The organism is Azoarcus sp. L1K30 (assembly GCF_018122735.1).
In the GTDB taxonomy this organism is placed as follows: domain Bacteria; phylum Pseudomonadota; class Gammaproteobacteria; order Burkholderiales; family Rhodocyclaceae; genus Parazoarcus.
In genome coordinates this window covers 807,782-833,065 of record NZ_JAGRRD010000001.1, presented here as the reverse complement: position 1 = coordinate 833,065, position 25,284 = coordinate 807,782, and the positions used below count along the sequence as shown (strand labels likewise).

Annotated in this window: 24 protein-coding genes and 1 pseudogene; 9 read left to right on the top strand and 16 right to left on the bottom strand. The window is 61.7% G+C overall.

Annotation, left to right across the window (positions count from 1 at the left end; all coding sequences use genetic code 11):
* Positions 1-2: 2 nt before the first annotated feature.
* Positions 3-3,539, bottom strand: a complete 3,537-nt coding sequence (smc, locus tag J5J83_RS03695; protein ID WP_212345577.1) for a chromosome segregation protein SMC — start codon at positions 3,537-3,539, stop codon at positions 3-5.
* Between the two features lie 138 nt (positions 3,540-3,677).
* Here smc and dapC point away from each other — a divergent pair, with 138 nt between their 5' ends.
* The 6 genes from dapC (at position 3,678) to J5J83_RS03665 (ending at position 9,608) form a co-directional block, all read left to right on the top strand.
* Complete coding sequence (dapC, locus tag J5J83_RS03690; RefSeq protein ID WP_212352778.1) at positions 3,678-4,871, top strand: succinyldiaminopimelate transaminase; 1,194 nt, start codon at positions 3,678-3,680, stop codon at positions 4,869-4,871.
* 11 nt (positions 4,872-4,882) lie between these two features.
* The gene (dapD, locus tag J5J83_RS03685; protein ID WP_212345574.1) at positions 4,883-5,701 is read left to right on the top strand and encodes a 2,3,4,5-tetrahydropyridine-2,6-dicarboxylate N-succinyltransferase; all 819 of its coding nucleotides are present in this window, start codon (positions 4,883-4,885) and stop codon (positions 5,699-5,701) included.
* Between the two features lie 69 nt (positions 5,702-5,770).
* Complete coding sequence (locus J5J83_RS03680; protein ID WP_212345571.1) at positions 5,771-6,949, top strand: PilT/PilU family type 4a pilus ATPase; 1,179 nt, start codon at positions 5,771-5,773, stop codon at positions 6,947-6,949.
* A gap of 29 nt (positions 6,950-6,978) precedes the next feature.
* Entirely contained in the window at positions 6,979-8,121 is a 1,143-nt protein-coding gene (gene dapE / locus J5J83_RS03675) for a succinyl-diaminopimelate desuccinylase (protein ID WP_212345569.1), read from the top strand.
* Between the two features lie 8 nt (positions 8,122-8,129).
* Positions 8,130-9,098: a 50S ribosomal protein L3 N(5)-glutamine methyltransferase gene (gene prmB / locus J5J83_RS03670; protein WP_212345567.1), complete on the top strand. Its 969-nt coding sequence runs from the start codon at positions 8,130-8,132 to the stop codon at positions 9,096-9,098.
* A 51-nt stretch (positions 9,099-9,149) separates the two neighbouring features.
* Complete coding sequence (locus J5J83_RS03665; RefSeq protein ID WP_212345565.1) at positions 9,150-9,608, top strand: response regulator; 459 nt, start codon at positions 9,150-9,152, stop codon at positions 9,606-9,608.
* 131 nt (positions 9,609-9,739) lie between these two features.
* Here the strand turns inward: J5J83_RS03665 and iscX are convergent, their stop codons facing one another.
* From iscX to J5J83_RS03610, 11 genes are all read right to left on the bottom strand, one after another.
* Positions 9,740-9,934, bottom strand: a complete 195-nt coding sequence (iscX, locus tag J5J83_RS03660) for a Fe-S cluster assembly protein IscX (protein WP_212345563.1) — start codon at positions 9,932-9,934, stop codon at positions 9,740-9,742.
* Positions 9,934-10,275, bottom strand: a complete 342-nt coding sequence (gene fdx / locus J5J83_RS03655; protein WP_212345561.1) for an ISC system 2Fe-2S type ferredoxin — start codon at positions 10,273-10,275, stop codon at positions 9,934-9,936. The genes iscX and fdx overlap by 1 nt, the downstream gene beginning before the upstream one ends.
* On the bottom strand, positions 10,272-12,143 hold the full coding sequence (gene hscA / locus J5J83_RS03650) for a Fe-S protein assembly chaperone HscA (RefSeq protein ID WP_212345560.1): 1,872 nt from the start codon (positions 12,141-12,143) through the stop codon (positions 10,272-10,274). The genes fdx and hscA overlap by 4 nt, the downstream gene beginning before the upstream one ends.
* A gap of 15 nt (positions 12,144-12,158) precedes the next feature.
* Positions 12,159-12,692: a Fe-S protein assembly co-chaperone HscB gene (hscB, locus tag J5J83_RS03645; RefSeq protein ID WP_212345557.1), complete on the bottom strand. Its 534-nt coding sequence runs from the start codon at positions 12,690-12,692 to the stop codon at positions 12,159-12,161.
* A 26-nt stretch (positions 12,693-12,718) separates the two neighbouring features.
* Complete coding sequence (gene iscA, locus J5J83_RS03640; protein WP_212345554.1) at positions 12,719-13,042, bottom strand: iron-sulfur cluster assembly protein IscA; 324 nt, start codon at positions 13,040-13,042, stop codon at positions 12,719-12,721.
* A 14-nt stretch (positions 13,043-13,056) separates the two neighbouring features.
* Positions 13,057-13,440, bottom strand: a complete 384-nt coding sequence (gene iscU / locus J5J83_RS03635) for a Fe-S cluster assembly scaffold IscU (RefSeq protein ID WP_212345551.1) — start codon at positions 13,438-13,440, stop codon at positions 13,057-13,059.
* A gap of 24 nt (positions 13,441-13,464) precedes the next feature.
* Positions 13,465-14,673 (bottom strand): IscS subfamily cysteine desulfurase, encoded by a 1,209-nt coding sequence (locus tag J5J83_RS03630; protein WP_212352775.1) that lies wholly within the window; start codon positions 14,671-14,673, stop codon positions 13,465-13,467.
* Between the two features lie 29 nt (positions 14,674-14,702).
* Positions 14,703-15,851, bottom strand: coding sequence for a cysteine desulfurase family protein (locus J5J83_RS03625; protein ID WP_212345548.1), 1,149 nt, complete (start codon positions 15,849-15,851; stop codon positions 14,703-14,705).
* 13 nt (positions 15,852-15,864) lie between these two features.
* The gene (locus J5J83_RS03620) at positions 15,865-16,347 is read right to left on the bottom strand and encodes a Fe-S cluster assembly transcription factor (RefSeq protein WP_212345545.1); all 483 of its coding nucleotides are present in this window, start codon (positions 16,345-16,347) and stop codon (positions 15,865-15,867) included.
* A gap of 106 nt (positions 16,348-16,453) precedes the next feature.
* Positions 16,454-17,218, bottom strand: a complete 765-nt coding sequence (gene cysE, locus J5J83_RS03615; RefSeq protein WP_212345542.1) for a serine O-acetyltransferase — start codon at positions 17,216-17,218, stop codon at positions 16,454-16,456.
* Positions 17,219-17,292: 74 nt separating this feature from the next.
* Complete coding sequence (locus J5J83_RS03610; RefSeq protein WP_212345539.1) at positions 17,293-18,027, bottom strand: RNA methyltransferase; 735 nt, start codon at positions 18,025-18,027, stop codon at positions 17,293-17,295.
* 80 nt (positions 18,028-18,107) lie between these two features.
* Between J5J83_RS03610 and J5J83_RS03605 the strand changes: the two genes are divergently transcribed.
* Entirely contained in the window at positions 18,108-18,908 is an 801-nt protein-coding gene (locus J5J83_RS03605) for an inositol monophosphatase family protein (RefSeq protein ID WP_212345536.1), read from the top strand.
* Positions 18,909-19,528: 620 nt separating this feature from the next.
* On the opposite strand, the gene J5J83_RS03600 is transcribed toward J5J83_RS03605, so the two are convergent.
* Positions 19,529-20,335: a PEP-CTERM sorting domain-containing protein gene (locus tag J5J83_RS03600; protein ID WP_249115604.1), complete on the bottom strand. Its 807-nt coding sequence runs from the start codon at positions 20,333-20,335 to the stop codon at positions 19,529-19,531.
* A 570-nt stretch (positions 20,336-20,905) separates the two neighbouring features.
* Here J5J83_RS03600 and J5J83_RS23110 point away from each other — a divergent pair.
* Positions 20,906-21,037, top strand: a complete 132-nt coding sequence (locus J5J83_RS23110) for a hypothetical protein (protein ID WP_282959119.1) — start codon at positions 20,906-20,908, stop codon at positions 21,035-21,037.
* A gap of 136 nt (positions 21,038-21,173) precedes the next feature.
* Here the strand turns inward: J5J83_RS23110 and J5J83_RS23230 are convergent.
* The 3 genes and pseudogenes from J5J83_RS23230 to guaB form a co-directional block, all read right to left on the bottom strand.
* Positions 21,174-21,326, bottom strand: a pseudogene (locus J5J83_RS23230) (Arm DNA-binding domain-containing protein); the annotation flags it as partial.
* Between the two features lie 299 nt (positions 21,327-21,625).
* Positions 21,626-23,191, bottom strand: a complete 1,566-nt coding sequence (guaA, locus tag J5J83_RS03590) for a glutamine-hydrolyzing GMP synthase (protein WP_212345532.1) — start codon at positions 23,189-23,191, stop codon at positions 21,626-21,628.
* 59 nt (positions 23,192-23,250) lie between these two features.
* On the bottom strand, positions 23,251-24,711 hold the full coding sequence (guaB, locus tag J5J83_RS03585) for an IMP dehydrogenase (RefSeq protein ID WP_212345529.1): 1,461 nt from the start codon (positions 24,709-24,711) through the stop codon (positions 23,251-23,253).
* Between the two features lie 84 nt (positions 24,712-24,795).
* Here guaB and J5J83_RS03580 point away from each other — a divergent pair, with 84 nt between their 5' ends.
* Positions 24,796-25,269 (top strand): DUF4124 domain-containing protein, encoded by a 474-nt coding sequence (locus tag J5J83_RS03580; RefSeq protein WP_212345527.1) that lies wholly within the window; start codon positions 24,796-24,798, stop codon positions 25,267-25,269.
* Positions 25,270-25,284: the final 15 nt, after the last annotated feature.

Below are 25,284 nucleotides of genomic sequence, written 5' to 3'. Positions count from 1 at the left end.
TGTCACGCTGCGGCCGGTTCGGCCATCCGCAACGCCTCTTCGATATCGACTTCGACGACCCGCGACACGCCCTGCTCCTGCATGGTCACGCCGACCAGTTGCTGCGCGATCTCCATCGTAATCTTACTGTGACTGATGAAGATGAACTGTGTCTGTGATGACATCCGCCTCACCATCTGTCCGTAGCGTTCGGTGTTCGTATCGTCCAGCGGCGCGTCAACCTCGTCAAGCATGCAGAATGGCGCAGGGTTGAGCTGGAACATCGCAAACACCAGTGCGATCGCGGTTAGGGCCTTCTCCCCGCCCGACAGCAGATGGATGGACGCGTTCTTCTTGCCCGGTGGCTGCGCCACGATCTGGATGCCGGCGTCGAGAATCTCATCGCCGGTCAGCACCAGCTCCGCCCGCCCGCCACCGAACAATTGCGGAAACAACGCAGAGAACTGTCGATTGACCGTATTGTAGGTCTCCTGCAGTTGCTCGCGCGTATCCCGGTCGATCTTGCGGATGGCATCTTCCAGGGTGCCGATCGCCTGCAGCAGATCGTCGGTCTGGGCATCAAGATAGCCTTTGCGCTCGGATGCGGCCTTGAGTTCGTCCAGCGCAGCAAGGTTGACTGCACCGAGATCGGTAATCTCGCGCGCAAGTCTTGCCACTTCGCGCTGCAGGCTCGCCTCCTTCGGGTCGGCCGCCAGCAGCGGCGCCAGCGCAGTTTCGTCGGCAGCGGCCTCGAGCAGACGGGCGTCGAACTGGGCAGAGGCGATTTCGGCGGCCTGTACCGCCAGGCGCAGTTCGGCCACCCGGTTGCGCACGGGTGTGGCTTCCTGTTCGGTGCGCATGCGCAACTCTTCGACCTCACGCAGATTCGCCGTGACCTGCTCGAGTGCGTCACGACGCCCGGCCAGCGCCGATTCCCGGCTCGTGCGCAATCCCAGTGCCGTCTGCAAGGCCTCTGCGCTGCGCGCGTCGTCGATTGCCTCGAGCTCTCGCTCCCGTGCCGCATGCTCACTGACGATGCGATCGAGCTGCTCGCTTGCAAGTTGCTCATTGCGCGCGATGTCCTCGAGCTTGCCGGCGCATTCGCGAGCGGAAAAGCGCGCCTCCTGCAGGTCGCGGGCGCAGGTCTGCTCGAGCGTGCGCAACTCGCGCAGGTTCTGTTCACGCTCGCGCATGACTTCGCTTGCGGCATCGAGGCTGCTGCGCTGCAGCTCGGCGAGCTCGACCGCGCGGGCATGCTCGAGTTCGGCGCGCGCCTGGTGCTCGCGCTCGCTCGCTTCGAGATGGACCAGATCGCCAAGATCGCGCTCGAGCTGGCTGCGTCTCTCCTCGGCCCGGCTCAGGGCCTGGCTGAGCTTGAGCACTTCCACCTGTTCCGCATGCAGCTGCGCCTGCGCGCCCTGAAGCTCGCGGCGCAGGCTGGCAATATCCTCCTGCAATGCGGTAGCCGCAGCCTCCGCGGACAAGAGCGCTTCGTGAGCAGCGTGCGCCTCGTCATCGAGTGCCTCCTGCTGCTCGCCAAGCAGGTCGATTTCGCGCTCGCGCTCCATGACGCCATGCGTGCGGCTATCGGGCACGAAGTGAATCAGGGCGTGCCGGCTAAGGACCTGCCCGTGCGCCCCAACCAGGCAAATGCCCGGTTCGAGTCGATCACGCTGTGGCAACCAGTCGTCGATGCGCTCCACTGCGAAACAGCCCCGCAGCCAGTCCTCGAGCAGCGGTCGCAGGCTCTCGTCGAGCAGCTTTACATGATCGGCCAGCGGCGTCGCACCGGATGGCGTCGCTGGTGCGCCAACGGCAACGCGCACGCCACCCAGCCCCAGTGCCAATGATTCGGGAGGACGTTCATCGAATATCCGCCGTGCAAGCGCGTCGCCGTCGGCGGCGTCGACGACCAGCGCCGCCAGCCGCTCGCGCAGCACGGCCTCGACGGCCGGCTCCCAACCTTCGGCCACCCGCAGGCTGCGCCACAGGGGCGGCAAGCGGGCAAGACCGTGACGACTCAGCCAGTCGCCAAGTTTGCCCTGGGACTGCACCCTGGACTGCAATTGCACCAGTGCATCGCGGCGTGCGCGCAGTTCGGTCAGGCGCCGCTGCACACCGCGCTCATGTTCGAGTGCGGCTTTCAGTGCGGTCTGTGCATCGGGCAAGCGCTCCTGCAGGCGGGCAAGTGCGTCCTGACGCTCGTCGAGCGCTTCCTGCTGCATCTCCACCCGTGCCTCGCGCTCGGCAAGCATGCGCGCATCCGGCCCCTCGATTGCCGCACACTCGGCCTCCAGTCGCGCGCGGCGCTGCTGCAAGGCATCGAGCGCACGTGCGGCGCTGGCCCGGTTGGCTTCCTCAACCCGCAATTGTTGCTCGGTCTGGGCCAACTCCCGACGGGCAGAAGAGACCCTGGACTCGGCGGCCTGACGCTCGGCCTCGGCATCGGGGAGTCGATCCGCGATTTCCTGATGGCGCCCCTCGGCCTGCTCCGCCCGCATCGCCGCATTGTCGGCAAGCGCTTCCCAGCGCATCCGTTCGCTGTCCATCGTCTCCCGGCGCGAGGTCCAGTGCGCCTGGTCGAGCTCGAGCTGGGCCAGACTGGCTTCGAGGCGCTTTCGCGTATCGGCGAGATGCTGGCGCTCGGTTTCGAGCCGGGTGACCTCCGCGCTCGCGGCAAAAAGGTCGCTTTGCGCCAGATGAACCGCTTCCGATGCTTCGAGGTGCGCGCTGCGGCTGGCCTCGATGGCAGCGTCGAGCGCCTGCAGGCGGGCGCTGTCGGTTTCGATGCGAAGGCTGTTCTGATTGAGTTCGCTTACCAGGCGCTGATGCTCGGCGCGCGCCTCGTTGCGCTTGATCAGCCACAGCAATTGCTGCTTCTCGAGGTGGGAAGCGCTCAAGGCCTGATAGCGTTCGGCAACGGCGGCCTGCCCCTGAAGATGGCCGATGCGCTCACCCAGCTCGGTACGGATGTCTTCCAGACGGGCGAGGTTGTCGCGCGCATCCGACAGGCGGCCTTCGGTCTCCTTGCGTCGCTCGCGATACTTGGTGACGCCGGCGGCCTCTTCGAGAAAGCCGCGAATATCCTCGGGTCGCGCCTCGATGATGCGCGAGATCATGCCCTGCTCGATGATCGCGTAGGCGCGCGGCCCCAGTCCGGTGCCGAGGAAGACATCGATCACGTCCTTGCGCCGGACGTGGGTGTTGTTGATGAAATAGCTGGACTCGCCGCTGCGATCGAGCACGCGCTTGACCGAGATCTCGGCGTAGCGCGACCACTGCCCGGATGCCTTGCCTTCGCTGTTGTCGAACACCATCTCGACGCTGGCCCGCGACACCGGCTTGCGCGTGGTCGAGCCATTGAAGATGACGTCCTGCATGGATTCGCCGCGCAGCGCCGACGCGCGGGTCTCGCCCAGCACCCAGCGCACCGCGTCGATGATGTTCGACTTGCCGCAGCCGTTCGGGCCGACGATGCCCACCAGGTTGCCCGGCATGATGACCGTGGTCGGATCGACGAAAGTCTTGAAGCCGGCGAGTTTTAGCTTGGAGAGTCGCACGTTCGGGCGCTGGCAATGTAGGAAACGGGGCGACGGCAACCGGATTCGGTAATGCCGGAAAGGCGCCGCATGATAACATCTTCGGCCTTTACGACCTCCTCCGTCCGGCGTGCGCGCAGGATGAAAAGTGTTTCAAAAGTGAATCCGAATCTCGATCGCCTCCACTCCTACCCCTTCGAAAAACTGCGCCAGCTGTTCGCCGGCATCACGCCGCGCGCCGACCTGAAGCCGATTCGCCTGTCGATCGGCGAGCCCCAGCATGCCACACCGGCATTCATCCGCCAGGCGCTTGCGGACAATCTGGACGGCCTGGCTATCTATCCCACGACTCACGGCACCGATGCGGTGCGTGGCGCGATCGCCGCCTGGCTCCAGCGTCGCTATGCGCTGCCTGCCATCGATCCCGCCACCCAGGTGTTGCCGGTCAATGGCTCGCGTGAGGCGCTGTTTGCCTTCGGCCAGTGCCTGATCGACGGTACGCGGCCCGGCGCCAAAGTCCTGTGCCCCAATCCCTTCTACCAGATCTATGAAGGTGCGGCCCTGCTCGCGGGCGCGCAACCGGTATTTCTCAACAATTCGGCCGCCAACGGTTTCGCCTCGGATTTCTCGGGTGTGACCGAGGACAGCTGGCGTGACATCCAGCTCGTGTTCGTGTGTTCGCCGGGCAACCCGACCGGGCGCGTGCTCGACATCGAAGAATGGCAACAGCTGTTCGCGCTGTCGGACAAGTACGACTTCGTCATTGCCGCGGACGAGTGCTACTCGGAGATCTACTTCGACGATGCCGCACCGCCGATCGGCGCACTGGAGGCGGCCCACCGTCTCGGGCGCACCGATTTCCGCAACGTGGTCACCTTCTCCAGCCTGTCCAAGCGCTCCAACGTCCCGGGGCTTCGATCGGGCTTCGTCGCCGGTGACGCCCGCATCCTGGGCGAATTCCTGCGATATCGCACGTACCATGGCTGTGCGATGAGCACGGCGGTGCAGGCAGCGTCGATCGCGGCATGGAACGACGAGCAGCATGTGGCGGAAAACCGCCGCCTGTACCGCGAAAAATTCGCCCTTGTCACGCCCATGCTGGCAAACTGCCTCGACGTTGCACTGCCCGATGCCGGGTTTTACCTGTGGGCGCGTACCCCGTTGCCCGACACCGAGTTCGCCCGCCGCCTTCAGGCTGAATATAATGTCACGGTGCTGCCCGGCAGCTATCTGGCCCGCGAAAATGGCGGAACCAACCCCGGCGCCGGTTTCGTGCGCATCGCGCTCGTCGCCGACACGGCTGAATGTGTGGAGGCGGCGCAAAGAATCGTCGCCTTCTGTCGAGAACTTTAAGAGAGTCCCCAATGCAAGCCTTGCAATCGATCATCGATACCGCTTTTGAGAACCGCGCCACCCTCTCGCCCACCGCGGCGCCGGCCGAGGTCCGCGACGCCGTTGATAGCGTCATCGCCGGGCTCGACGCCGGTACGCTGCGCGTCGCCGAAAAGAAGGACGGCCAGTGGGTGGTCAATCAGTGGATCAAGAAAGCCGTACTGATCTCCTTCCGCCTGCGCGACAACGAGATCATGCCCGCCGGCAGCCTCAACTTTTTCGACAAGGTGCAGACCAAGTTCGGCGACTTCACGCCCGAACAGTTCCGCGAGAGCGGCTTCCGCGTGGTGCCGCCAGCGGTTGCCCGCAAGGGCAGCTTCATCGGCAAGAACGTGGTGCTGATGCCCTCCTACGTGAATATCGGCGCCTATGTCGACGAAGGCAGCATGGTCGACACGTGGGCAACCGTCGGCTCCTGCGCCCAGATCGGCAAGAACGTCCATCTTTCGGGCGGCGTCGGCATCGGTGGCGTGCTCGAGCCGATCCAGGCCGGCCCCGTCATCATCGAGGACAACGTCTTCGTCGGCGCCCGGTCGGAAGTCGTCGAGGGCGTGATCATCGAGGAAAACGCGGTGCTGTCGATGGGCGTATACATCGGGCAGAGCACCAAGATCTATGACCGTGAGACCGGCGAGGTGCATTACGGCCGCGTGCCTGCGGGCGCCGTTGTGGTTCCCGGCAGCCTGCCCTCTCCCTGCGGCAAGTACAGCCTGTACTGCGCCGTGATCGTGAAGAAGGTCGATGCCCAGACCCGGGCCAAGACCGCCATCAACGATCTTCTGCGCGCCTGATTCACCGACAAGTGGCTGGGGCGCCGCAAGGTGCCGCCGCCCGGACAACTGCTTACGGAGTTCAAGAAGATGATATTCGACAAGCTGTTCCAGCTCATGGCCGAAAAACAGGCCTCGGATATCTTCATCACCGCCGGCGCCCCCATCCACATCAAGATCCAGGGCCACACCGTACCGATCAATCAGCAGATCATGGATCCGGCCATGACGCAGAAGATGATCTACGAGATGATGACGCCCGAACAGATCGAGCGTTTCGAGCGCGAGAAGGAACTCAATCTTTCCTTCGGCCGCCGCGACGTCGGCAACTTTCGCGTCAATGTCTTTCTGCAGCGCAACTCGGTCGCCGTGGTGGTGCGCTTCATTCAGGGCGACATCCCCACCATCGAAAGCCTCGGCCTGCCGGACTCGCTCAACGATGTGGTGATGGAGAAGCGCGGTCTGGTGCTCGTGGTCGGTGCAACGGGATCGGGAAAATCGACCACGCTGGCGTCGATGATCGATCACCGCAACCGCAACCGCAGTGGCCACATCCTCACCGTGGAAGACCCGATCGAGTACCTGTTCAAGCACCGCAAGTCGGTTGTGAACCAGCGCGAGGTCGGTATCGATACGCTCAGCTGGCACGAAGCGCTGCGCAATGCGATGCGTCAGGCGCCCGACTGCATCCTGATCGGCGAGATCCGCGACCGCGAGACCATGCAGGCGGCGCTGGCCTACGCACAGACCGGACACCTGTGTCTGGCCACGCTGCACGCCAACAACGCCTATCACGCGCTCAACCGTATCGCGAACTTCTTTCCGATGGAGAACCGTCCGCTGCTCTACCTCGACCTGTCGGTTGCGCTGCGCAGCATTGTGTCGCAACGCCTCGTGCGCAAGCCCGACGGCAAGCGGATTCCTGCGGTCGAGATGCTGTTCAACACCCGTCATGTGGCGGAGCTGATCGAGCGCGGCGACATCAACGAAGTGAAAGAGGCCATGGAGCAAAGCCTCGCGCCCGGCTCGCAGACTTTCGAGCAGGATCTGTTCCGCCTCTATCACGAGAAGATCATCACCCTCGACGAGGCACTGGCCAATTCCGATTCGCCGACCAACCTGTCGTGGCTGATCAACAATGCGCAGTTCAACCCTGACGCCAAGGCCGAAAACAACAGGCCGGCGCCGGCAATCTCGGACTTCGAACAGACCCAGCCTGACGGGGCCTCCTTCCGCGAATTTACGCTTCACCTCGACGGCAACGGCTAGCCGCGTGCACGACAACAAGACAGAGAACCATGCCCTTCCCCGACAATCCGACGCTTGCGCTCGCCTGCGAACTCATCTCGCGCCCCTCTGAAACGCCCAACGATTCGGGCTGTCTCGATCTCATCCAGTCGCGTCTCGCGCCGCTCGGGTTCAGTTTCGAGCGAATCGACGTTGGCGGCGTCTGCAACCTGTGGGCACGTCGCGGCGATACTGCGCCGGTGCTGTGCTTCGCTGGCCATACCGATGTCGTCCCCACCGGACCGCTCGACCACTGGGACAGCCCGCCATTCGAACCCACCATCCGTGACGGCATGCTGTACGGTCGTGGTGCTGCGGACATGAAGACCTCGCTGGCCGCTTTCGTGACCGCGATCGAGGAATTCGTCTCTTTGCACCCCGACCATCAAGGCAGTATTGCGCTGCTATTGACCTCGGACGAGGAAGGCATCGCCACCCATGGGACAGTCAAGGTGGTCGAAGCGCTCGCAGCACGTGGTGAGCGCCTCGATTATTGCATCGTCGGCGAGCCGACGTCGGTGAAGTCGCTCGGCGACATGATCAAGAACGGGCGTCGCGGCTCGCTGTCCGGCACGCTCCGGGTCAAGGGGCAGCAGGGCCATGTGGCGTATCCGCATCTGGCCCTCAATCCGATTCACGCCCTTGCTCCGGCGCTCGCCGAACTCACCGCCATCCGCTGGGACGAAGGCAACGAGTTCTTCCCGCCGACCACCTGGCAGGTGTCCAACATTCACGCGGGAACCGGCGCAAACAACGTGATTCCGGGCGAGTGCGAACTGCTGTTCAACTTCCGTTTTGCTTCGGTATCCACCGCGGAGGACTTGAAGGCCCGAACGCACGAGATTCTCGATCGCCATGGCCTGCAGTACTCCCTCGACTGGCATCTGTCCGGAAAGCCTTTCATCACAGGTCGCGGCAAGCTGGTGGCGGGGCTGGCGGGGGCGATCCGCGACACACAGGGTATCGAAACCGAGCTGTCGACGAGCGGCGGCACCTCGGACGGACGCTTCATTGCCGACATCTGTAACGAAGTGGTCGAATTCGGCCCTGTCAATGCCACCATCCACAAGCTCAACGAGTGTGTCGCCGTGGATGCGGTCGCGCCCCTGTCCACCATCTACATGCGCACGATGCGCACCCTTCTTACCGCCTGAGCGATACCATGACCCAATCGACCGAGTCACACGACCACGACGAGCACGACCACGCCGAACAAGATCACGAACATGAAAGCGGCCCGCTGGCAGAGCTCGTCACCGTGCGCGACTGGCTGCGTTACGCAGTGACCCGCTTCAATCGGGAGAAGATCTTCTGCGGCCACGGTGTGAGCAGCGTTTTCGACGAAGCCGCCTGGCTGATCCTGTCTTCGCTCGCGCTGCCCATCGATCGTCTCGACCCTTTCCTCGATGCCTGCATCCCCTCCGACGAGCGCGTCGCATTACTGGAGAACATCGAGCGCCGTGCAATCGAGCGAATCCCCACCGCGTACATCGTGCAGGAGGCGTGGCTTGGCGAGTACCGCTTCCATGTCGACGAGCGTGTGATCGTACCGCGCTCTTTCTTTGCAGAATTGCTCGAGGACGGATTGACGCCCTGGATCGAAGATCCAGAGACCGTCACCAGCGCCCTCGACATGTGCACCGGATCGGGCTGTCTCGCAGTCCTGATGGCGCACGCCTATCCCAATGCCGAGGTCACCGCGGTCGATCTGTCGGCCGACGCGCTGGAGGTCGCCCGTCTCAACGTCGACGAATACGGTCTGAACGATCAGATCGAACTGGTCCAGAGTGACGTCTTTGCCAATCTCGGAAATCGTCGCTTCGACCTCATCCTCAGCAACCCTCCTTACGTCACCGACGATGCGATGGATGCACTGCCGCAGGAATACCGCCACGAACCCGCGATGGCGTTGGCCGCGGGCAGCGACGGGCTCGACGTCGTCCGGACCCTGATCGCGAAGGCAGCAGCATATTTACATTCCGAAGGCATTCTTGCTGTCGAAGTCGGGCACAATCGCAATCTTGTTGAAACCGCATTCCCCGACCTGCCCTTCAGTTGGCTCGGCACGCGCGGGGGTGATGACATGGTTTTTGTGCTAAGAAGAGAAGATCTTCCTGGCGGAGAGAGTTGACGAGGAGCGTCGTCCAGGCGTAGGTCTGCGGCGTATCCGGGAGCGCGCAAAATGGCAATGGAACGCCCGATCCTTCTGATTGAAGACAACCCCGACGATGAGGCACTGACGCTACGGGCCTTTGGCAAGAACCGGATCACCAATCCGGTCGTGGTCGCGCGTGATGGCGTCGAAGCTGTCGACTACCTGATGGGTAGCGGGGATCACAGAGGCAGGGACCTGTCGGTGATGCCGATTCTGATCCTGCTGGACCTGAAACTGCCGCGCATTGACGGCCTTGAAGTGCTGCGCCGGATCCGTGCCAACGAACATACAGCCATGCTGCCGGTAGTCATCCTGACCACCTCGCGGGAAATCCAGGACATACAGCAGGCCTATCGCCTCGGGGCCAACAGCTACATCCGCAAACCGGTCGACTACGAGCGCTTCATCCATTCGGTGGGCCAATTGGCCTTGTACTGGCTTACGCTCAACGAGACGGCCGAAACGGCTGCGAACAGCCCGTATTAGTGCGGCGCTGCGCGCTGCCAGGCGCTCAGATTGGCATGACGCCGCCGCTTCCCCTTCCATGGTGCGCCGGCGATGTATGGAACTACCGACGGCTGAACGGATGCAGCGATGCCCCGTTCAGCCGCAATGCGTCAGTCGCGCTCTTCGATCCACGCCTGCTGGATGCCTTCGAGGATGCGCTCACCACAGTGTTTCACGTCGTCATCGAATTCGGGCAGGGCAACAACCCAGTTCATCAGGTCTACGAAATTCACCTTGGTCGGATCCACGTCGGGATGCGCCTCCGCCAATTGGATGCCGATCTCCTGCACTTCGGTCCATTTCATCAGTGCTTGCCCTCCCTCGCCATGTTGATGGTGTAACGGGGAATCTCGACCACCAGTGCGACATCGCCCACTTCGGCCTGACACGACAGACGCGACTGCGGCTCGAGGCCCCATGCCTTGTCGAGCAGATCCTCTTCCTCTTCCTCAGCTTCGGCAAGCGACGAGAAACCTTCGCGCACGATGACATGGCAGGTGGTACAGGCGCAGGATTTCTCGCACGCATGTTCGATCTCGATACCGTTGTCGAGCAAGGCATCGCAAATCGACGTTCCGGGGGCCGCCTCAATCACCGTCCCCTCGGGGCAGAGTTCGACATGCGGTAATACGATAATCTGGGTCATACGGAAATCTCGTCTATCTTGTGGCCGGTGAGCGCAGAGCGGATGCTGCTGTCCATGCGCCGCGCGGCAAATTCATCTGTGGCCCGCGCGAGCGCATCGATCCCCGTCTTGATGGCCCGATGGTCATCACCATCCCTCAGCCTGCGCAACGCGGCCAGCACTTCATCGATATGGGCGCGCTCGGTGGCATCGAGCAAGGCGCCATCCTTTGCCAGCGCCTGCTCGGTCGCCTCGATGACGCGATCGGCTTCCACCTGCTGCTCACGCAGAGCTCGTGCAGCCATATCGTCACCGGCGCGTTCGACTCCGGCCTGCAACATGCCTGCAATTTCGTCGTCGGACAGGCCGTAGGACGGTTTCACCAGCACACTGGCTTCCACGCCCGAAGACATCTCGCGCGCCGACACCGACAGCAGACCATCCGCATCGACCTGGAACGCCACCCGGATTCGCGCCGCACCGGCAACCATCGGCGGAATGCCGCGAAGCTCGAAACGGGCCAGCGAGCGGCAGTCCGACACCAGTTCGCGTTCGCCCTGAACGACATGGAAGGCCATGGCGGTCTGCCCATCCTTGAACGTAGTGAACTCCTGCGCGCGGGCAATGGGCAGCGTGGCATTGCGTGGGACCACTTTTTCAACCAGCCCCCCCATGGTCTCGAGACCGAGCGACAGCGGAATGACGTCGAGCAGCAACCAGTCATCGTCTTCGGTCTTGCGGTTGCCCACAAGCGCGTTGGCCTGCATCGCCGCGCCGAGCGCGACGACCTTGTCCGGATCGAGATTGGTCAGTGGCTCCTGGCCGAAATAGCTGGCGACGGCGCGCTGTATATGGGGCATGCGCGTTGCGCCGCCGACCATCACCACGCCCTTTATGTCCTCCGGCCCCAGTCCGGCATCACGCAGCGCCTTTCGTACCGGGCCAAGCGTCTTCTGCACGAGGTGGGCCGTCAGTTCGGCAAACTTCTCGCGGGTGATGACGAGGTTGATCTCGTCACCGCTGGCAAGCTTCAGATGGATCGGAGCTTCTTCGCAAATGGTCAGCTGCTCCTTCGCTTCACGCGCCTTGATCTGCAAGCGCCGTGAATCGGAGGACGATAGCGGCGACTGCTTGGACGTCTCGAGCGCCCAGCAGAACAGGCGATGATCGAAATCATCGCCCCCGAGGGCGGCATCGCCATTGGTGGAGAGCACCTCGAAGACGCCACGCGACAGTTTCAGGATCGACAGATCAAAGGTGCCGCCGCCAAGGTCATAGACCGCGTACACGCCCTCGGCAGCATTATCGAGACCGTAGGCGACCGCCGCTGCGGTCGGTTCATTGAGCAGACGCAAGACGTCGAGTCCGGCAAGCCGGGCCGCATCCTTGGTGGCCTGGCGCTGGGCATCGTCGAAATAGGCCGGCACCGTGATCACGGCGCCATCGAGCGCGCCACCCAGGCTCGCTTCGGCCCGCAATCGCAGTACGCGAAGAATCTCGGCGGAAACCTCCACCGGGCTCTTGACCCCCTGCACCGTGCGCAAGCGGACCATGCCAGGGCTGTCTTCGAAATCATAGGGCATGGTCTCGACGTGGGCGACATCCTTCAACCCACGTCCCATGAAACGCTTCACCGACACGATCGTGTTGCGGGGATCGCTGGCCTGCGCCAGCACCGCAGACTGGCCGACATCGATGCTGCCATCCGCGCGATAGTGCACGATCGAAGGCAGCATCGAGCGGCCGCTTTCATCAGCAAGACATACGGCAATGCTGTTGCGCACGGTGGCAACCAGCGAGTTCGTAGTGCCGAGGTCGATGCCTACTGCAAGCCGATGCTTGTGCGGCTCGGTGGACATTCCGGGTTCTGCGATCTGCAACAGTGCCATCAGAAAATTCCAGGTTCAGGTTTCGAGTGCCTCTAGGGCATCGTCAATCTCGTGTTGAAGCTTTTCAATGAACATCAGGCGTCGAACCGTATCGGCCGCAGCGACATAGTCGTGCGCCTCATCCAGCTCCTGACTGAGGCTTTCGAGCACTTCGCGTGAATGCAGGCGCAAGCGCTGGTGCAGTTGCTCCAGTTCATCCACCTCGCCCGCCTGCCGCGCCTCCTCCACCGCCTCGCGCCACTCCATCTGTTCCATCAGGAATTCGGGCGACATGGCGGTATTGGTTTCGAGCGCAGCGTCGATACCCGCGAGCTCGAGCAGGTAGCTTGCGCGCGGCAACGGCTTCTTCAAGGTGCGAAAGCCCTCATTGACCCGTGTGGCCCACTGCATCGAACGGCGCTTTTCGAGATCCGACAGGTGCGCATGACGATCGGGATGCACCTGGGATTGCAGTTCGTGCCATGCATGGTCAAGCTTGGCCTCATCGATGTCGAAGCGGCGCGGCAAACCGAACAGGGTGAAGAAGTCCTGGGTCAGATCGATGCTCATGCGGTCGCTCGCCTCCGGGCGTCCCATCAGACGTTGAAGCTCTCGCCGCAGCCGCAAGCATCCTTCACGTTCGGGTTGTTGAACTTGAAGCCCTCGTTCAGGCCTTCTCGGACGAAGTCCAACTCGGTGCCCTCAAGATAGACGAGACTCTTCGGGTCGACGATGACCTTGACCCCGTGACTATCGAAGATCAGGTCTTCGTCGTGCATTTCATCGACGAATTCGAGCTTGTAAGCCATGCCGGAGCAGCCCGAAGTCTTTACGCCCAGCCGGATGCCCACACCCTTGCCACGCTTGGCAATGAAGGTGGACACATGCTTTGCCGCACTTTCAGAGAGAGTGACGCCCATCGTGAACCTCCGTATCAGACTTCGTGCTTTTTCTTGTAGTCGGCCACAGCCGCCTTGATCGCATCCTCGGCGAGGATCGAGCAGTGAATTTTAACCGGCGGTAGCGCCAGTTCCTCGGCAATCTGGGTGTTCTTGATCTCGAGCGCCTGATCGATCGTCTTGCCCTTGACCCATTCGGTCACGAGCGAACTCGATGCGATGGCCGAACCACAGCCATAGGTCTTGAACTTCGCATCCTCGATCACGCCGTCCTTGCCGACCTTGATCTGCAGTTTCATCACGTCACCACAGGCCGGTGCGCCGACCATGCCGGTCGCAACGCTATCGTCGTCCTTGGCGAAGGAACCGACGTTGCGGGGATTTTCATAGTGATCCAGCACTTTTTCGCTGTATGCCATTTTCGTTCTCCTGATACTGAAACGTTAGTGCGCTGCCCACTGCACGGAATCCAGATCGACACCATCCTTGAACATCTCCCACAGTGGCGAGAGTTCGCGCAGTTTGCCGATCTTCTTGTGCAGCAGGTCGATGGTGTAATCGATCTCTTCCTCGGTCGTGAAGCGCCCGATGGTAAAGCGGATCGAACTGTGTGCGAGTTCGTCGTTACGCCCCAGCGCGCGCAATACGTACGACGGCTCCAGACTGGCCGAGGTACAGGCCGAGCCCGACGAAACGGCGATGTCCTTGATCGCCATGATCAGAGATTCTCCCTCGACATAGGCAAAGGAGATATTCAGGTTATGCGGTACCCGATGTTCGAGGTCGCCATTGACATAGGTCGCCTCGATATCGGTCAACCCCTTCAACAGGCGGTCCCTCAGCGCACGGATGCGCTCATTCTCGACGCCCATTTCTTCGCGTGCAATACGGAAGGCCTCGCCCATGCCGACGATCTGATGTGTCGCCAGCGTGCCCGAGCGCAACCCGCGCTCGTGGCCGCCACCGTGCATCTGCGCCTCCAGGCGCACGCGCGGCTTGCGTCGCACGTACAGCGCGCCCACACCCTTGGGGCCATAGGTCTTGTGCGCCGAAAAGCTCATCAGGTCGACCTTCAGTTTGCTCAGGTCGATGTCGACCTTGCCCGTCGCCTGCGCGGCATCCACATGGAAAACGATGCCCTTTTCGCGGCAGATCTCGCCGATTTCGGCGATCGGCTGGATAACACCGACCTCGTTATTGACGAACATGACCGACACCAGGATCGTATCCGGACGCAAGGCCGCCTTGAATGCCTCCAGATCAACCAGGCCGTTTTCCTGGACGTCGAGATAGGTCGCCTCGAAGCCTTCACGCTCGAGTTCTCTAACCGTGTCGAGAACCGCCTTGTGTTCGGTCTTCAGGGTAATGACGTGCTTGCCCTTGCCCTTGTAGAAATGCGCGGCACCCTTGATGGCAAGGTTGTTGGACTCGGTTGCGCCGGAGGTCCACACGATCTCCTTCGAGTCCGCATTCACCAGTGCGGCAACCTGCTCGCGGGCATCTTCGACCGCTTTCTCCGCCGACCACCCATACGCGTGGGAGCGGCTGGCGGGATTGCCGAACTGTTCGGTCAGCCACGGGATCATCGCCGCGGCGACGCGCGGGTCAACCGGCGTGGTTGCAGAATAGTCGAGATAGATCGGGAACTTCAGCATTGGGTTTCTCCGCATAATCTGTACATTTACGCCGCCATGGCAGCGAGGTTCTTCAATTCGTCAACGATTCGAATCAGAGCGCCACCGAACTCGGTGACCTGCTTCGCCGTGGTATCACGACCGAGACTCACCCTTACCGCCGTTCGCGCCGTATCTGGCGCCACACCCATGGCCAGCAGTGTGTGTGACGGTTCCGGATTCGCGCTCGAACACGCCGAGCCGCTCGCACAGGCAAAGCCGGCCCGATCGAGTTTGCCCACCAGCGTCTCGCCATCGATGCCATCAAAACCGAAGAAGCAGGTATTTGGCAGACGGGCCGGCGCCGTGGAAAACAGGGTCGCGCCCGCCGCCACGAGCACGGCGTCGAGCGAATCACGCAAGTCTGCCAGACGGCGCTGCTCCTTGCTCATGCGGGCAACGGCCGCTTCGCATGCTGCACCGAAACCCACAATCGCGGCCACATTCTCGGTTCCCGAGCGCAGACCACGCTCCTGTCCGCCACCTGCGACCAGTGGTGCCAATTCGACACGTTTGTCGACAATCAAGGCACCGGCACCGAGCGGACCGCCGATCTTGTGCGCCGACAGGGTCAAGGCATTGACGCCGAGCGCGCGAAAGTCGACAACGATCTTTCCCAAGGCCTGGACTGCATCGGTATGTATGTAGGCACCACCCGCTTTCGCCTGGGTCGCGAGCGCGCCGATATCCTGCAGCACGCCGGTCTCGTTGTTTGCGAGCATCACCGACACCAGCGAGGGCCGCGCTTCCAGCGTGGACTTCCAGTCGTCCGCGTCGATGCAACCATGCACATCGACCGCCACTTCACGCATGACCCAGCCAAGCCTGCGCAACTGCCGCGCCGGCTCGCGTACGCAGGGATGCTCGATGGCACTGACGGCGACCAGACCCGGCTTCATCATCGCCGCGGCGCCCTTGAGGAAGAGATTGTTCGCTTCCGACCCGCCGCTGGTAAAGATGACTTCGGTTGGGTGGGCATTCACCGCCGCAGCAACCTGCGCTCGCGCCGCGTCGATGGCAGCACGGGCACGACGCCCGTACTCGTGTCGGCTCGATGCATTGCCGAATGACGCATCCAGCCACGGCAACATGGCTTCGCGCACTGCCGGATCAACGGGCGTGCTGGCGTTCCAGTCGAGATAGGCCGGGGCAAACATTGCGCTCACCACCTTACACAGTGGCCGCGTCGTGCAGCGAAACAGATGCCCGCCGGCGAACCTCGCGCAGCACGTTCACATCCGGGTCGGGTTTCACCTCGCGCGCCACCAGCGCCCCAAGCGTCACCGAGTCGAGATAGGCATACATGCGCTTGTTCAGGTTGGTCCACAGATCGTGCGTCATGCAGCGATGCTCGTCATGACAATTCTGCTTGCCGCCACAGAGGGTGGCATCGAGCGGTTCGTCGACGGCAATGATGATGTCGGTCACGGTAATCGAACGCATGTCCCTGGCCAGGCGATAGCCCCCGCCCGGACCACGAACGCTCGTCACCAACTTGTAGCGCCTGAGCTTGCCAAAGAGCTGTTCGAGATATGACAGCGAAATCTTCTGCCGCTCGGCGATTCCCGCCAGCGTCACCGGCCCATCAGCCTGACGCGCAGCCAGGTCGATCATCGCAGTGACGGCAAAACGGCCCTTGGTCGTCAGTCTCATGATGCCTCCTCGAAGCAAAAGTGATCAAACGGGCTAATACCCGAATGTTTCACTCAACTATACGTATCCCGACAAAAACGGTCAACTACTCACCGAACCATCCGGTTCAATCGACCATCTTGGACAATCTGGACGCATCGAAGTCATCATTGGACTCGACCGACTGGTCGAGCTTGAGTCCTGCCGCCTCCATCCGCTTGCACATTACCTGGAAGCGGCGATCGGTCTCGACCGCGTGATCGAGCAGACCGTGAAGCGCCTTGGCCACCGGATCATCCATGTCGCGCGTCACGCCGTAGGCAGAGAACCCCATCTGCTCGGCTTTCTGCGCGCGCTCGGCATCGCGCTCTGGGTCGAGCACGCGGGCGGGATTGCCGACCGCCGTCGCGCCCGCCGGAACCGGCTTGACCACCACCGCGTTGGAGCCGATCTTGGCGCCCTCGCCGACGGTGAACCCGCCCAGCACGCCCAGCACCTTGGCGCCCGCCCCCACCACCACACCCTTGCCCAGCGTGGGATGGCGCTTGGTACCCCGATACAGCGACGTTCCGCCCAGGGTCACGGCCTGGTAGATGGTGCAGTCATCCCCGATCTCGGCCGTTTCACCAATGACCACGCCCATGCCGTGGTCGATGAACACCCGACGCCCGATCACCGCACCCGGGTGGATCTCGATCCCCGTCAGAAAGCGGCTGATGTGGCTGATGAACCTGCCGAGCCAGTACAGATTGCGCTTCCACGCCGCATGTGCCAGACGATGAAAAATCAGCGCGTGCACACCCGGATAACAGGTCAACACCTCGAAGGTCGAACGGGCGGCAGGGTCGCGCTCACGCACACTGGCCAGGTCCTCGCGCAGGTGTTCAAACATGAAATGCACTCTCCGGGTACTTGAATGGGGCAACGACGCATCGTCACCAGTCCTTGTTTCAATAGCCTACTATTTTACTCGGCTTTGCGCTGAAAGCTAGAGAGCATGCCGCGCAGGATGCCGACCTCTTCCTTCTCCAGGCGCACACGGGCAAACAGCCTCCGCAGACGTGGCATCAGCCGGCGTGGGTTGTGTGGCTCGTGAAACCCGCTCTCTGTCACCGCCTGCTCCAGATGGGCGAGAAAGCCCTCCACTTCATCGTGGGTCGCCACCTGCGGCTGCGGGTCGCCAGCATAGACGTCGGCCGGCGTCATCGCTGCCATGCGCATCTCGTAGCACAGCAACTGCACTGCGGCACCGAGGTTGAGGGATGAGAAGTCCGGGTTGGTCGGGATCGTCACCGGCATCGAACACAGGCCCACCTCTTCGTTCGACAAGCCACTGGTCTCATTACCGAACACAAGCGCCAGATCACCGCGCCCGGACCAGCGCACGAGTTCCACCGCTGCGGCGCGTGCGGTCATGCGCGGCAGGCTCAGTTCGCGTCGGCGCGCTGTCACCGCCGCAGCCAGCACAGTGCCGGCCAGCGCCTCTTCCAGCGTCGCAACGACTCGGGCCGATTCGAGCAGGTCGACGGCCCCGGAGGCGCGCGCATCGGCCACCGGATCAGGGAAAGCGGCAGGCGAAACAAGCCACAGCTGCGACAGCCCCATGGTCTTCATCGCCCGCGCGGCCGCACCGATATTGCCCGGATGACTGGGCCGGGAAAGGACGACGCGGACGCGATCAAGCGCAAAGGCGCCATTCATATTAAAATTCACCGTTTTTCGTATTTGATCGTTACGGGGCGCACTGCCCTGGACCGCTCCACCCGCCGAGACCGATCCGCATGCATCCCACTCTGAATATCGCCGTAAAGGCCGCACGCCGCGCCGCAACCGTCATCAACCGGGCTTCGACGCAACTCGAACTGCTCACCGTCGAATCGAAATCGCCCAATGACTTCGTGACCGAAGTCGATCGCGCCGCAGAGAAAGCCATCATCGAAGTCCTTCGTGAGGCCTATCCGGGGCACGGGATTCTAGCAGAGGAGTCGGGCGAGTCCGGCGCCGAGAGCGAATTCGTCTGGATCATCGATCCGCTGGACGGCACGACGAACTTTATCCATGGTTTCCCGCAGTACGCCATCTCGATTGCACTGGCCAAGAACGGCGTGCCCGAACACTGCGTAGTCTACAACCCGATCAACAATGAGCTGTTCACCGCCTCGCGCGGTGGTGGCGCCTTCCTCAACGATCGCAGGATCCGGGTTTCGCGTCGCACGCGGCTGTCAGATGCGCTGCTCGGCACCGGCTTCCCCTATCGCGAATTCGGCAACATCGACGCCTACCTTGCCATGTTCCGCGAGCTTACTCAAAAAGCCGCCGGCATTCGTCGTCCCGGTGCCGCAGCGCTGGATCTGGCCTACGTGGCTGCAGGCCGCCTTGACGGTTTCTGGGAAATCGGCCTCGCGCCGTGGGATATGGCCGCCGGCGTGCTGCTGGTGCAGGAAGCCGGTGGCCTGGTGTCGGACTTTGCCGGCGAAGGCAATTTCATGACCACGGGCAACGTGGTCGCGGGCACCCCCAAGGTGTTCGGGCAGCTGTTGCCGATTATCCAGTCCTATCGTACCGACTCGACTCAAAGCTGATTACCCACGGCAACGCCTGCCGATGCACCGGCCCGCCGTTGAGCGGGCCTTTTCTTTTTGTACCCTTTTCCACGATCTCGCATTAGACCCGCGCCGAAGGACCATTCGGTACCGCCCTTCAATCCGAACCTGGCCTGAACCGAGCACCATCCTTGTCGGACCCATACAGCGCTCGCTCACAGCATTTTGTGCTTGTGACCATTGCGCGTGCGAATGCAAGTGGCGTTGACTCTGGTTTCGATGAGAAGGGATTAAACATTGACACGCTGCGCCGCAACATCCATTTCTGTGGAGCGGGCGCCCTCCCCCCGAATGACGATCCGGTCTAGCCCTGTCAATACCCCTTTCCTGCTCAAGCGCGCAACGTGCAGCGCGGAGGCTGACCCATGACACCCTTCGCCGAGAAACGCTTCTGCGTCGGCCCGGCACCGTATGCAGGGTTCTCGACGATGCATCTGGCCAGATAATGCAGCATGGGCATCGCTGCTTGCGCAAATACACGAAAAAAGACCCCGTAAGCCCTTGAGCTTACGGGGTCCACCGTAATGCAGCCTGATTAAAGCCTGCAAGTCAGGCTTCGAGATTGCCCGCAGGATGCTACACGGTGCTATGCAACAACGTCAGGCCGACTTTCGGCGGCGGGCAGCTGCCAGCCCCATGAGACCGATACCGAGCAGCGCGAACGACGCAGGTTCGGATACGGGGTTGGGGTTTACGGGCGGTGCGCCGGTATTGCCGCTCAAGAGATTCTCGAACATGCGGCCATTGTCGAAACTCCCCAACCAGTCAGGAGCGTTGTCCCACACGTTCTGGTCCGTGATCAGGAACACACTGCCAGGTCCAATATTCTGGTAAGCCATCATGACGCTGGACGCGCCGTTGAAATTCTCTTCACCCAGCATCAGCGCCTCGGCTGTTCCACTGATGGTGAGCGGCGCAAACGCAGCGTACTGGTATGTATTGACCCCGGTGGTCAGTGCATGGCTGAGAATTTGACCATCGCCGACGCTTGCGCTGCGGAAACCACTATCGACGATGACATTGTTGATCGTGATCGTGCTCCCCAGGAAGGAGAGCGCGCCATTGATCCATGTGTTCTGCGCAGCCCCGAAAGTGCCATGCTCGCCCATGAAGGCAATTCGCCCACCGCCAGCCAGGAAGTTGGACATCGTGTTCAACTCCGCAACCGTGTACGCATTTCCAGGCTGAGTCGCCCACAGGAGATTGACCCCGGCGAGACTGACTGTGTCCAACGTGCCGGTGGCAATAGAGGAACTATGCCCCGCAAGACCGTTGTAGAAATCGTTGATGCTGGTCTGACTGAAACCACCAAGCGTTTCGCCCCACACCGTCACCACACCAGCATGGGCAGAAACACTAGTCGCCATGGCAAGCGCAAGCGTCAGCACTTTTAGTTGGATTTTCATGAAGTATTCCCTGTTTATACGAACGAAAGATTTGCCCCGCGGTTCGATCAGACCATCCGGGCGGGCAATTCGAATCGAACGAAAGCACAAACAATGCCATAATGCATAAAAGAGGCAATCCAGCATAAATATCAAATATTTACATTCCATATATGTTATTGAGTTATTCATTGAGGAGGCTGAAGTGTCAAAATTTTCGACACATTGACTACCCATATCGGATTAGTCTCCCAACGCGATGTCCTCGTTATATCTCACGGCGATACCCCCATAATGGGTGAGCCCGCAGAACCATCGTCGACCAAAGATGCAATATCGCGACCTCGACAGATTGAATGTCGACCGGTGCCGCTCGCAGCGACACGCAGGGGCGATTTAGCCCGCCGCCAACATCTTGAAACTCAGGTACCACGAAGGCGTCGCAGGATGGTTGCCTGCGCTGAGTAACACCGTCTTGCTGACACCTGCCCCACCGGACAGCCCTGACTCGACGCTACGCTCCAGTTGTATTGACCCATTGAAAACCTCCTCATGTCTTACCCCAAAGAGGAGTGACACCTGGGTACGGCAATGGAAGACGAGATCAAGCACTGGACGGCCAAGCGCAAGCGTGCGTTGGTGTTGGAAATTCTGCAGCGCAAGATGGCGGTGGCAGAGGCTAGTCGTTCGTATGACCTGCCTCCGTTTGAGATTGAGACCTGAATCGAAGAGGTCAGGCGGGGCATGGAAGAATGCCCTGCGAGCGAATCCGCTAGACATCCGGAAGCAGTACGAGAAGCAGATCAAGCAGTTGCAGGAAGCCTATGGTGTACAGGACGGTCCATACCGTCCGTATGATCAGCGTCCCGCGCCGGCCATTGAGACGGTGATCGTAGCGGAAGAAGGTGGCGGTACCGGTGGTCGATACCGTTACGTACATGCCATCGCGACCGTAAGCCTTGTAGGGCTTGGCCTTAGGCTCGAGATTGCGAAATGTGGTGTCGGTAAGCATCGAGGTTTCCCTCAGTTCATGACGGCAACTTGCCGTCAGGGGTCAGGAGACCTGCAGATGCTCGGAAAGCCGCATGAAACAAGCTTTCTTATGAGTGTTTTACCGTCAAAGATCGGTTCGGTCCGAATAGTTAACGGCAGGGTTTTAATCCGGCCCTTGGGATCTACCGTCACGGATATCGCCAACCTGCTCCGCTTGCCGGCGATAGTCACCGATAGATGTCGCGACGTATTTCTTTATAACTCAACACGTTATGACATATTTTCGATAGCTAACGATAGACCCCGAAGGACCCGATTTCACTCCCACTCGATCGTCGCCGGCGGCTTGCCGGAGATGTCGTACACGACGCGGTTGATCCCTCGCACCTCGTTGATGATGCGATTGCTGACCTTGCCCAGCAGGCTGTGCGGCAGTTCCGCCCAGTGCGCAGTCATGAAATCCTGAGTCTGCACCGCGCGCAGCGCCACCACGTATTCGTAGGTGCGGCCATCGCCCATCACGCCGACACTCTTCACCGGCAGGAACACCGCGAAGGCCTGGCTGGTCTTGTCGTACCAGTCTGCGGCGCGCAGCTCGTCGATAAAGATCGCATCGGCACGGCGCAACAGGTCGGCGAACTCGGATTTCACTTCGCCAAGAATGCGCACCCCAAGGCCCGGCCCCGGGAAAGGATGGCGGTACACCATGTCATGCGGCAGCCCGAGCGCTACGCCAAGCTCGCGGACCTCGTCCTTGAACAGTTCGCGCAGCGGCTCTAGCAGCTTCAGGCCGAGCGTTTCGGGCAGGCCACCGACGTTATGGTGACTCTTGATCGTGTGCGCCTTCTTGTTCTTGGCGCCGCCCGATTCGATGACATCAGGATAGATTGTTCCCTGCGCCAGCCACTTCGCCTTCGGCAGCTTCTTCGCCTCGGCCTGGAACACTTCGACGAATTCGCGGCCGATGATCTTGCGCTTCTGCTCCGGATCGGTCACACCCTTGAGATGGCCAAGGAACTGGTCCGTAGCATCGACATGAATCACCTTGGCATGGAGGCGACCGGCGAACATTTCCATCACCATCTTGCCTTCGTTCAAGCGCAGCAGGCCATGGTCGACAAAGACGCAGGTGAGCTGATCGCCGATGGCACGGTGAATCAGTGCCGCCGCAACAGAGGAGTCGACCCCGCCGGAGAGTCCGAGGATGACCTCTTCGTCACCCACCTGTGCGCGAATCCGCTCCACCGCTTCGGCGATGTAGTCGGGCATGTTCCAGTCGTTGCCGCAACCACAGATCTCGTGCACGAAGCGGGCGATGATTTCCTTGCCCTTGATCGTGTGCGTGACTTCGGGATGGAACTGCACGCCGTAGAAACCCCGATCTTCATCCGCCATCGCGGCAATCGGTGTCGATTCGTTGCTGCCGATGACCTTGAACCCCGGCGGCAGACCGGTCACCTTGTCGCCGTGGCTCATCCATACGTCGAGCAATCCATGACCTGCGTCGTTGCTGCGGTCCTGGATGTCCTTGAACAAGCGCGAATGCCCCTGCGCCCGCATTTCGGCGTAGCCGAATTCACGCGTCGGCGAGCTCTCGACCTTGCCACCGAGCTGCGATGCCATGGTCTGCATGCCGTAGCAGATGCCCAGCACCGGCACACCGGCCTCGAATACCGCCTGCGGCGCACGCCAGTCGGCCGCTTCATACACGGAGTTCGGACCACCCGACAGGATGATGCCGTCGGCGCCGAACTCACGCACGAACTCGTCGCTGACATCGAATGGATGCAGTTCGCAATAGACCTGCTGCTCGCGGACCCGACGCGCGATCAGCTGGGAGACCTGGGAGCCGAAGTCGAGGATGAGGATTTTCTGGTGGGACATGACTGCCTCAAAATGAAGAAAGGCGGCCCACGGCCGCCTGTTTCGGTTCAATAACGCAATTAACCGACGTGGTAGTTGGGTGCTTCCTGGGTGATCTGCACGTCATGCACATGCGATTCGCGCACGCCGGCCGAGGTGATCTCGACGAATTGCGCCCGCTCATGCATGGCCGGGATGCTCTCGCAACCGAGATAGCCCATCGACGCACGCAGGCCACCAACCAACTGGTGAATCACCGCGCCCACCGTGCCCTTGTACGGCACACGCCCCTCGATGCCTTCGGGTACGAGCTTGTCGATATTGGCCGAGCTGTCCTGGAAGTAACGATCCGCCGCACCCTTCTGCATGGCACCCAGCGAACCCATGCCGCGATAGGACTTGTACGAACGCCCCTGGAACAGCACGGTCTCACCCGGCGCCTCTTCTGTACCGGCAAACAGGCCGCCCAGCATCACCACATTGGCCCCCGCTGCAATGGCCTTGGCGATGTCGCCCGAATAGCGGATGCCGCCATCCGCGATCATCGGCACGCCGCTGCCCTGCAGTGCACGCGAGACATTGTCGATGGCGGTGATCTGCGGCACGCCGACGCCGGCCACGATACGCGTGGTGCAGATCGAGCCCGGACCGATGCCCACCTTGACGCCGTCCGCACCAGCATCGACCAGCGCGCGCGCCGCATCGCCCGTGGCGATATTGCCGCCGACGACCTCGACCCTGGGGAAGTTCTGTTTGACCCAGCGCACCCGGTCCAGCACACCTTGTGCATGGCCATGTGCCGTATCCACGACGATCATGTCCACGCCGGCTTCGGCGAGCAGCTCGACACGTTCCTCGGTGCCGGCGCCCACCCCAACCGCCGCCGCCACGCGCAGCCTGCCCTGCTCGTCTTTTGCCGCCTGCGGATGCTCGGTGGACTTCATCATGTCCTTGACCGTGATCAGGCCGCACAACTCGCCCTCGTCGTTAACGACGAGCACGCGTTCGAGGCGATGCTTGCGTAGCAACTCGCGCGCTTCATCGAGGCTGGCGCCCTCTTTTACCGTCACCAGCCGTTCCTGAGGTGTCATGATGGCGGAGACGGGCTGATCGAGGTTCGACTCGAAACGCAGGTCGCGGTTAGTCACGATACCCACCACGCGGTTGCCGTCGATGACGGGCAACCCGGAGAACTTGTGCAGGCGGGTCAGCGCAACGACCTCACCGACACGCATCGTCGGCGGCACGGTGATCGGGTCCTTGAGCACCCCGGATTCGTGACGCTTCACTTTATGGACCTCGGCAGCCTGCTGCTCCGCGGTCAAATTCTTGTGCACCACACCAATTCCGCCATCCTGCGCCAGCGCGATGGCAAGGCGCGACTCCGTCACGGTATCCATTGCGGCAGATACCAGCGGAATATTCAGACGGATATTGCGGGTAACCTGACTCTGCAAGCCGACATCGCGCGGGAGCACCGTCGAGTGGGCGGGAACAAGAAGGACGTCATCAAACGTCAGCGCCTTCTGGATCACTCGCATGGCTTTTATCCTTTCGACCAAATCCGTATTATACAGAGGCGTCTCGCCTCATGTAAGCGGCGCAGCAACCCGGAGATATCTCAAATGAAGCGCTCTGCCCTCCTGATGCTTGCCCTGCTCGCTGCACTGCCGGCCAGCGCCGAAATCTACAAGTGGAAAGACGCAGACGGAAAAGTCCATTTCTCCGATACACCGCCGCCGTCCGGCGCAGTGAAGACCATTCGTGAAGCGGCGCCCGCGTCTGCACGACCCGCCGGTACCCAGGACGGAAAGTCGGCCGATGCCTCAAAGCCCAAGACGCTGGCCGAGAAGGAGCTCGAGTTCCGGCAGCGGCGTGCGGCCGAAGCCGAAGCCCAGGCAAAAGCGGAAAAGGAAAGCGCGGATGCTGCACAACGCAAGCGCGCCTGCGAGGATGCCCGCAGCAACCTCGCCGCACTGAACTCCGGCCAGCGCATCGGCCGTTACGGCAGCGACGGTCAGCGCGTCATCCTGGACGATGCGGCGCGTGCCGAAGAGGAAACACGGGTGCGCAAGCAGGTAGACGATTTCTGCAAGTGAGCGCCCGCCCGGCGC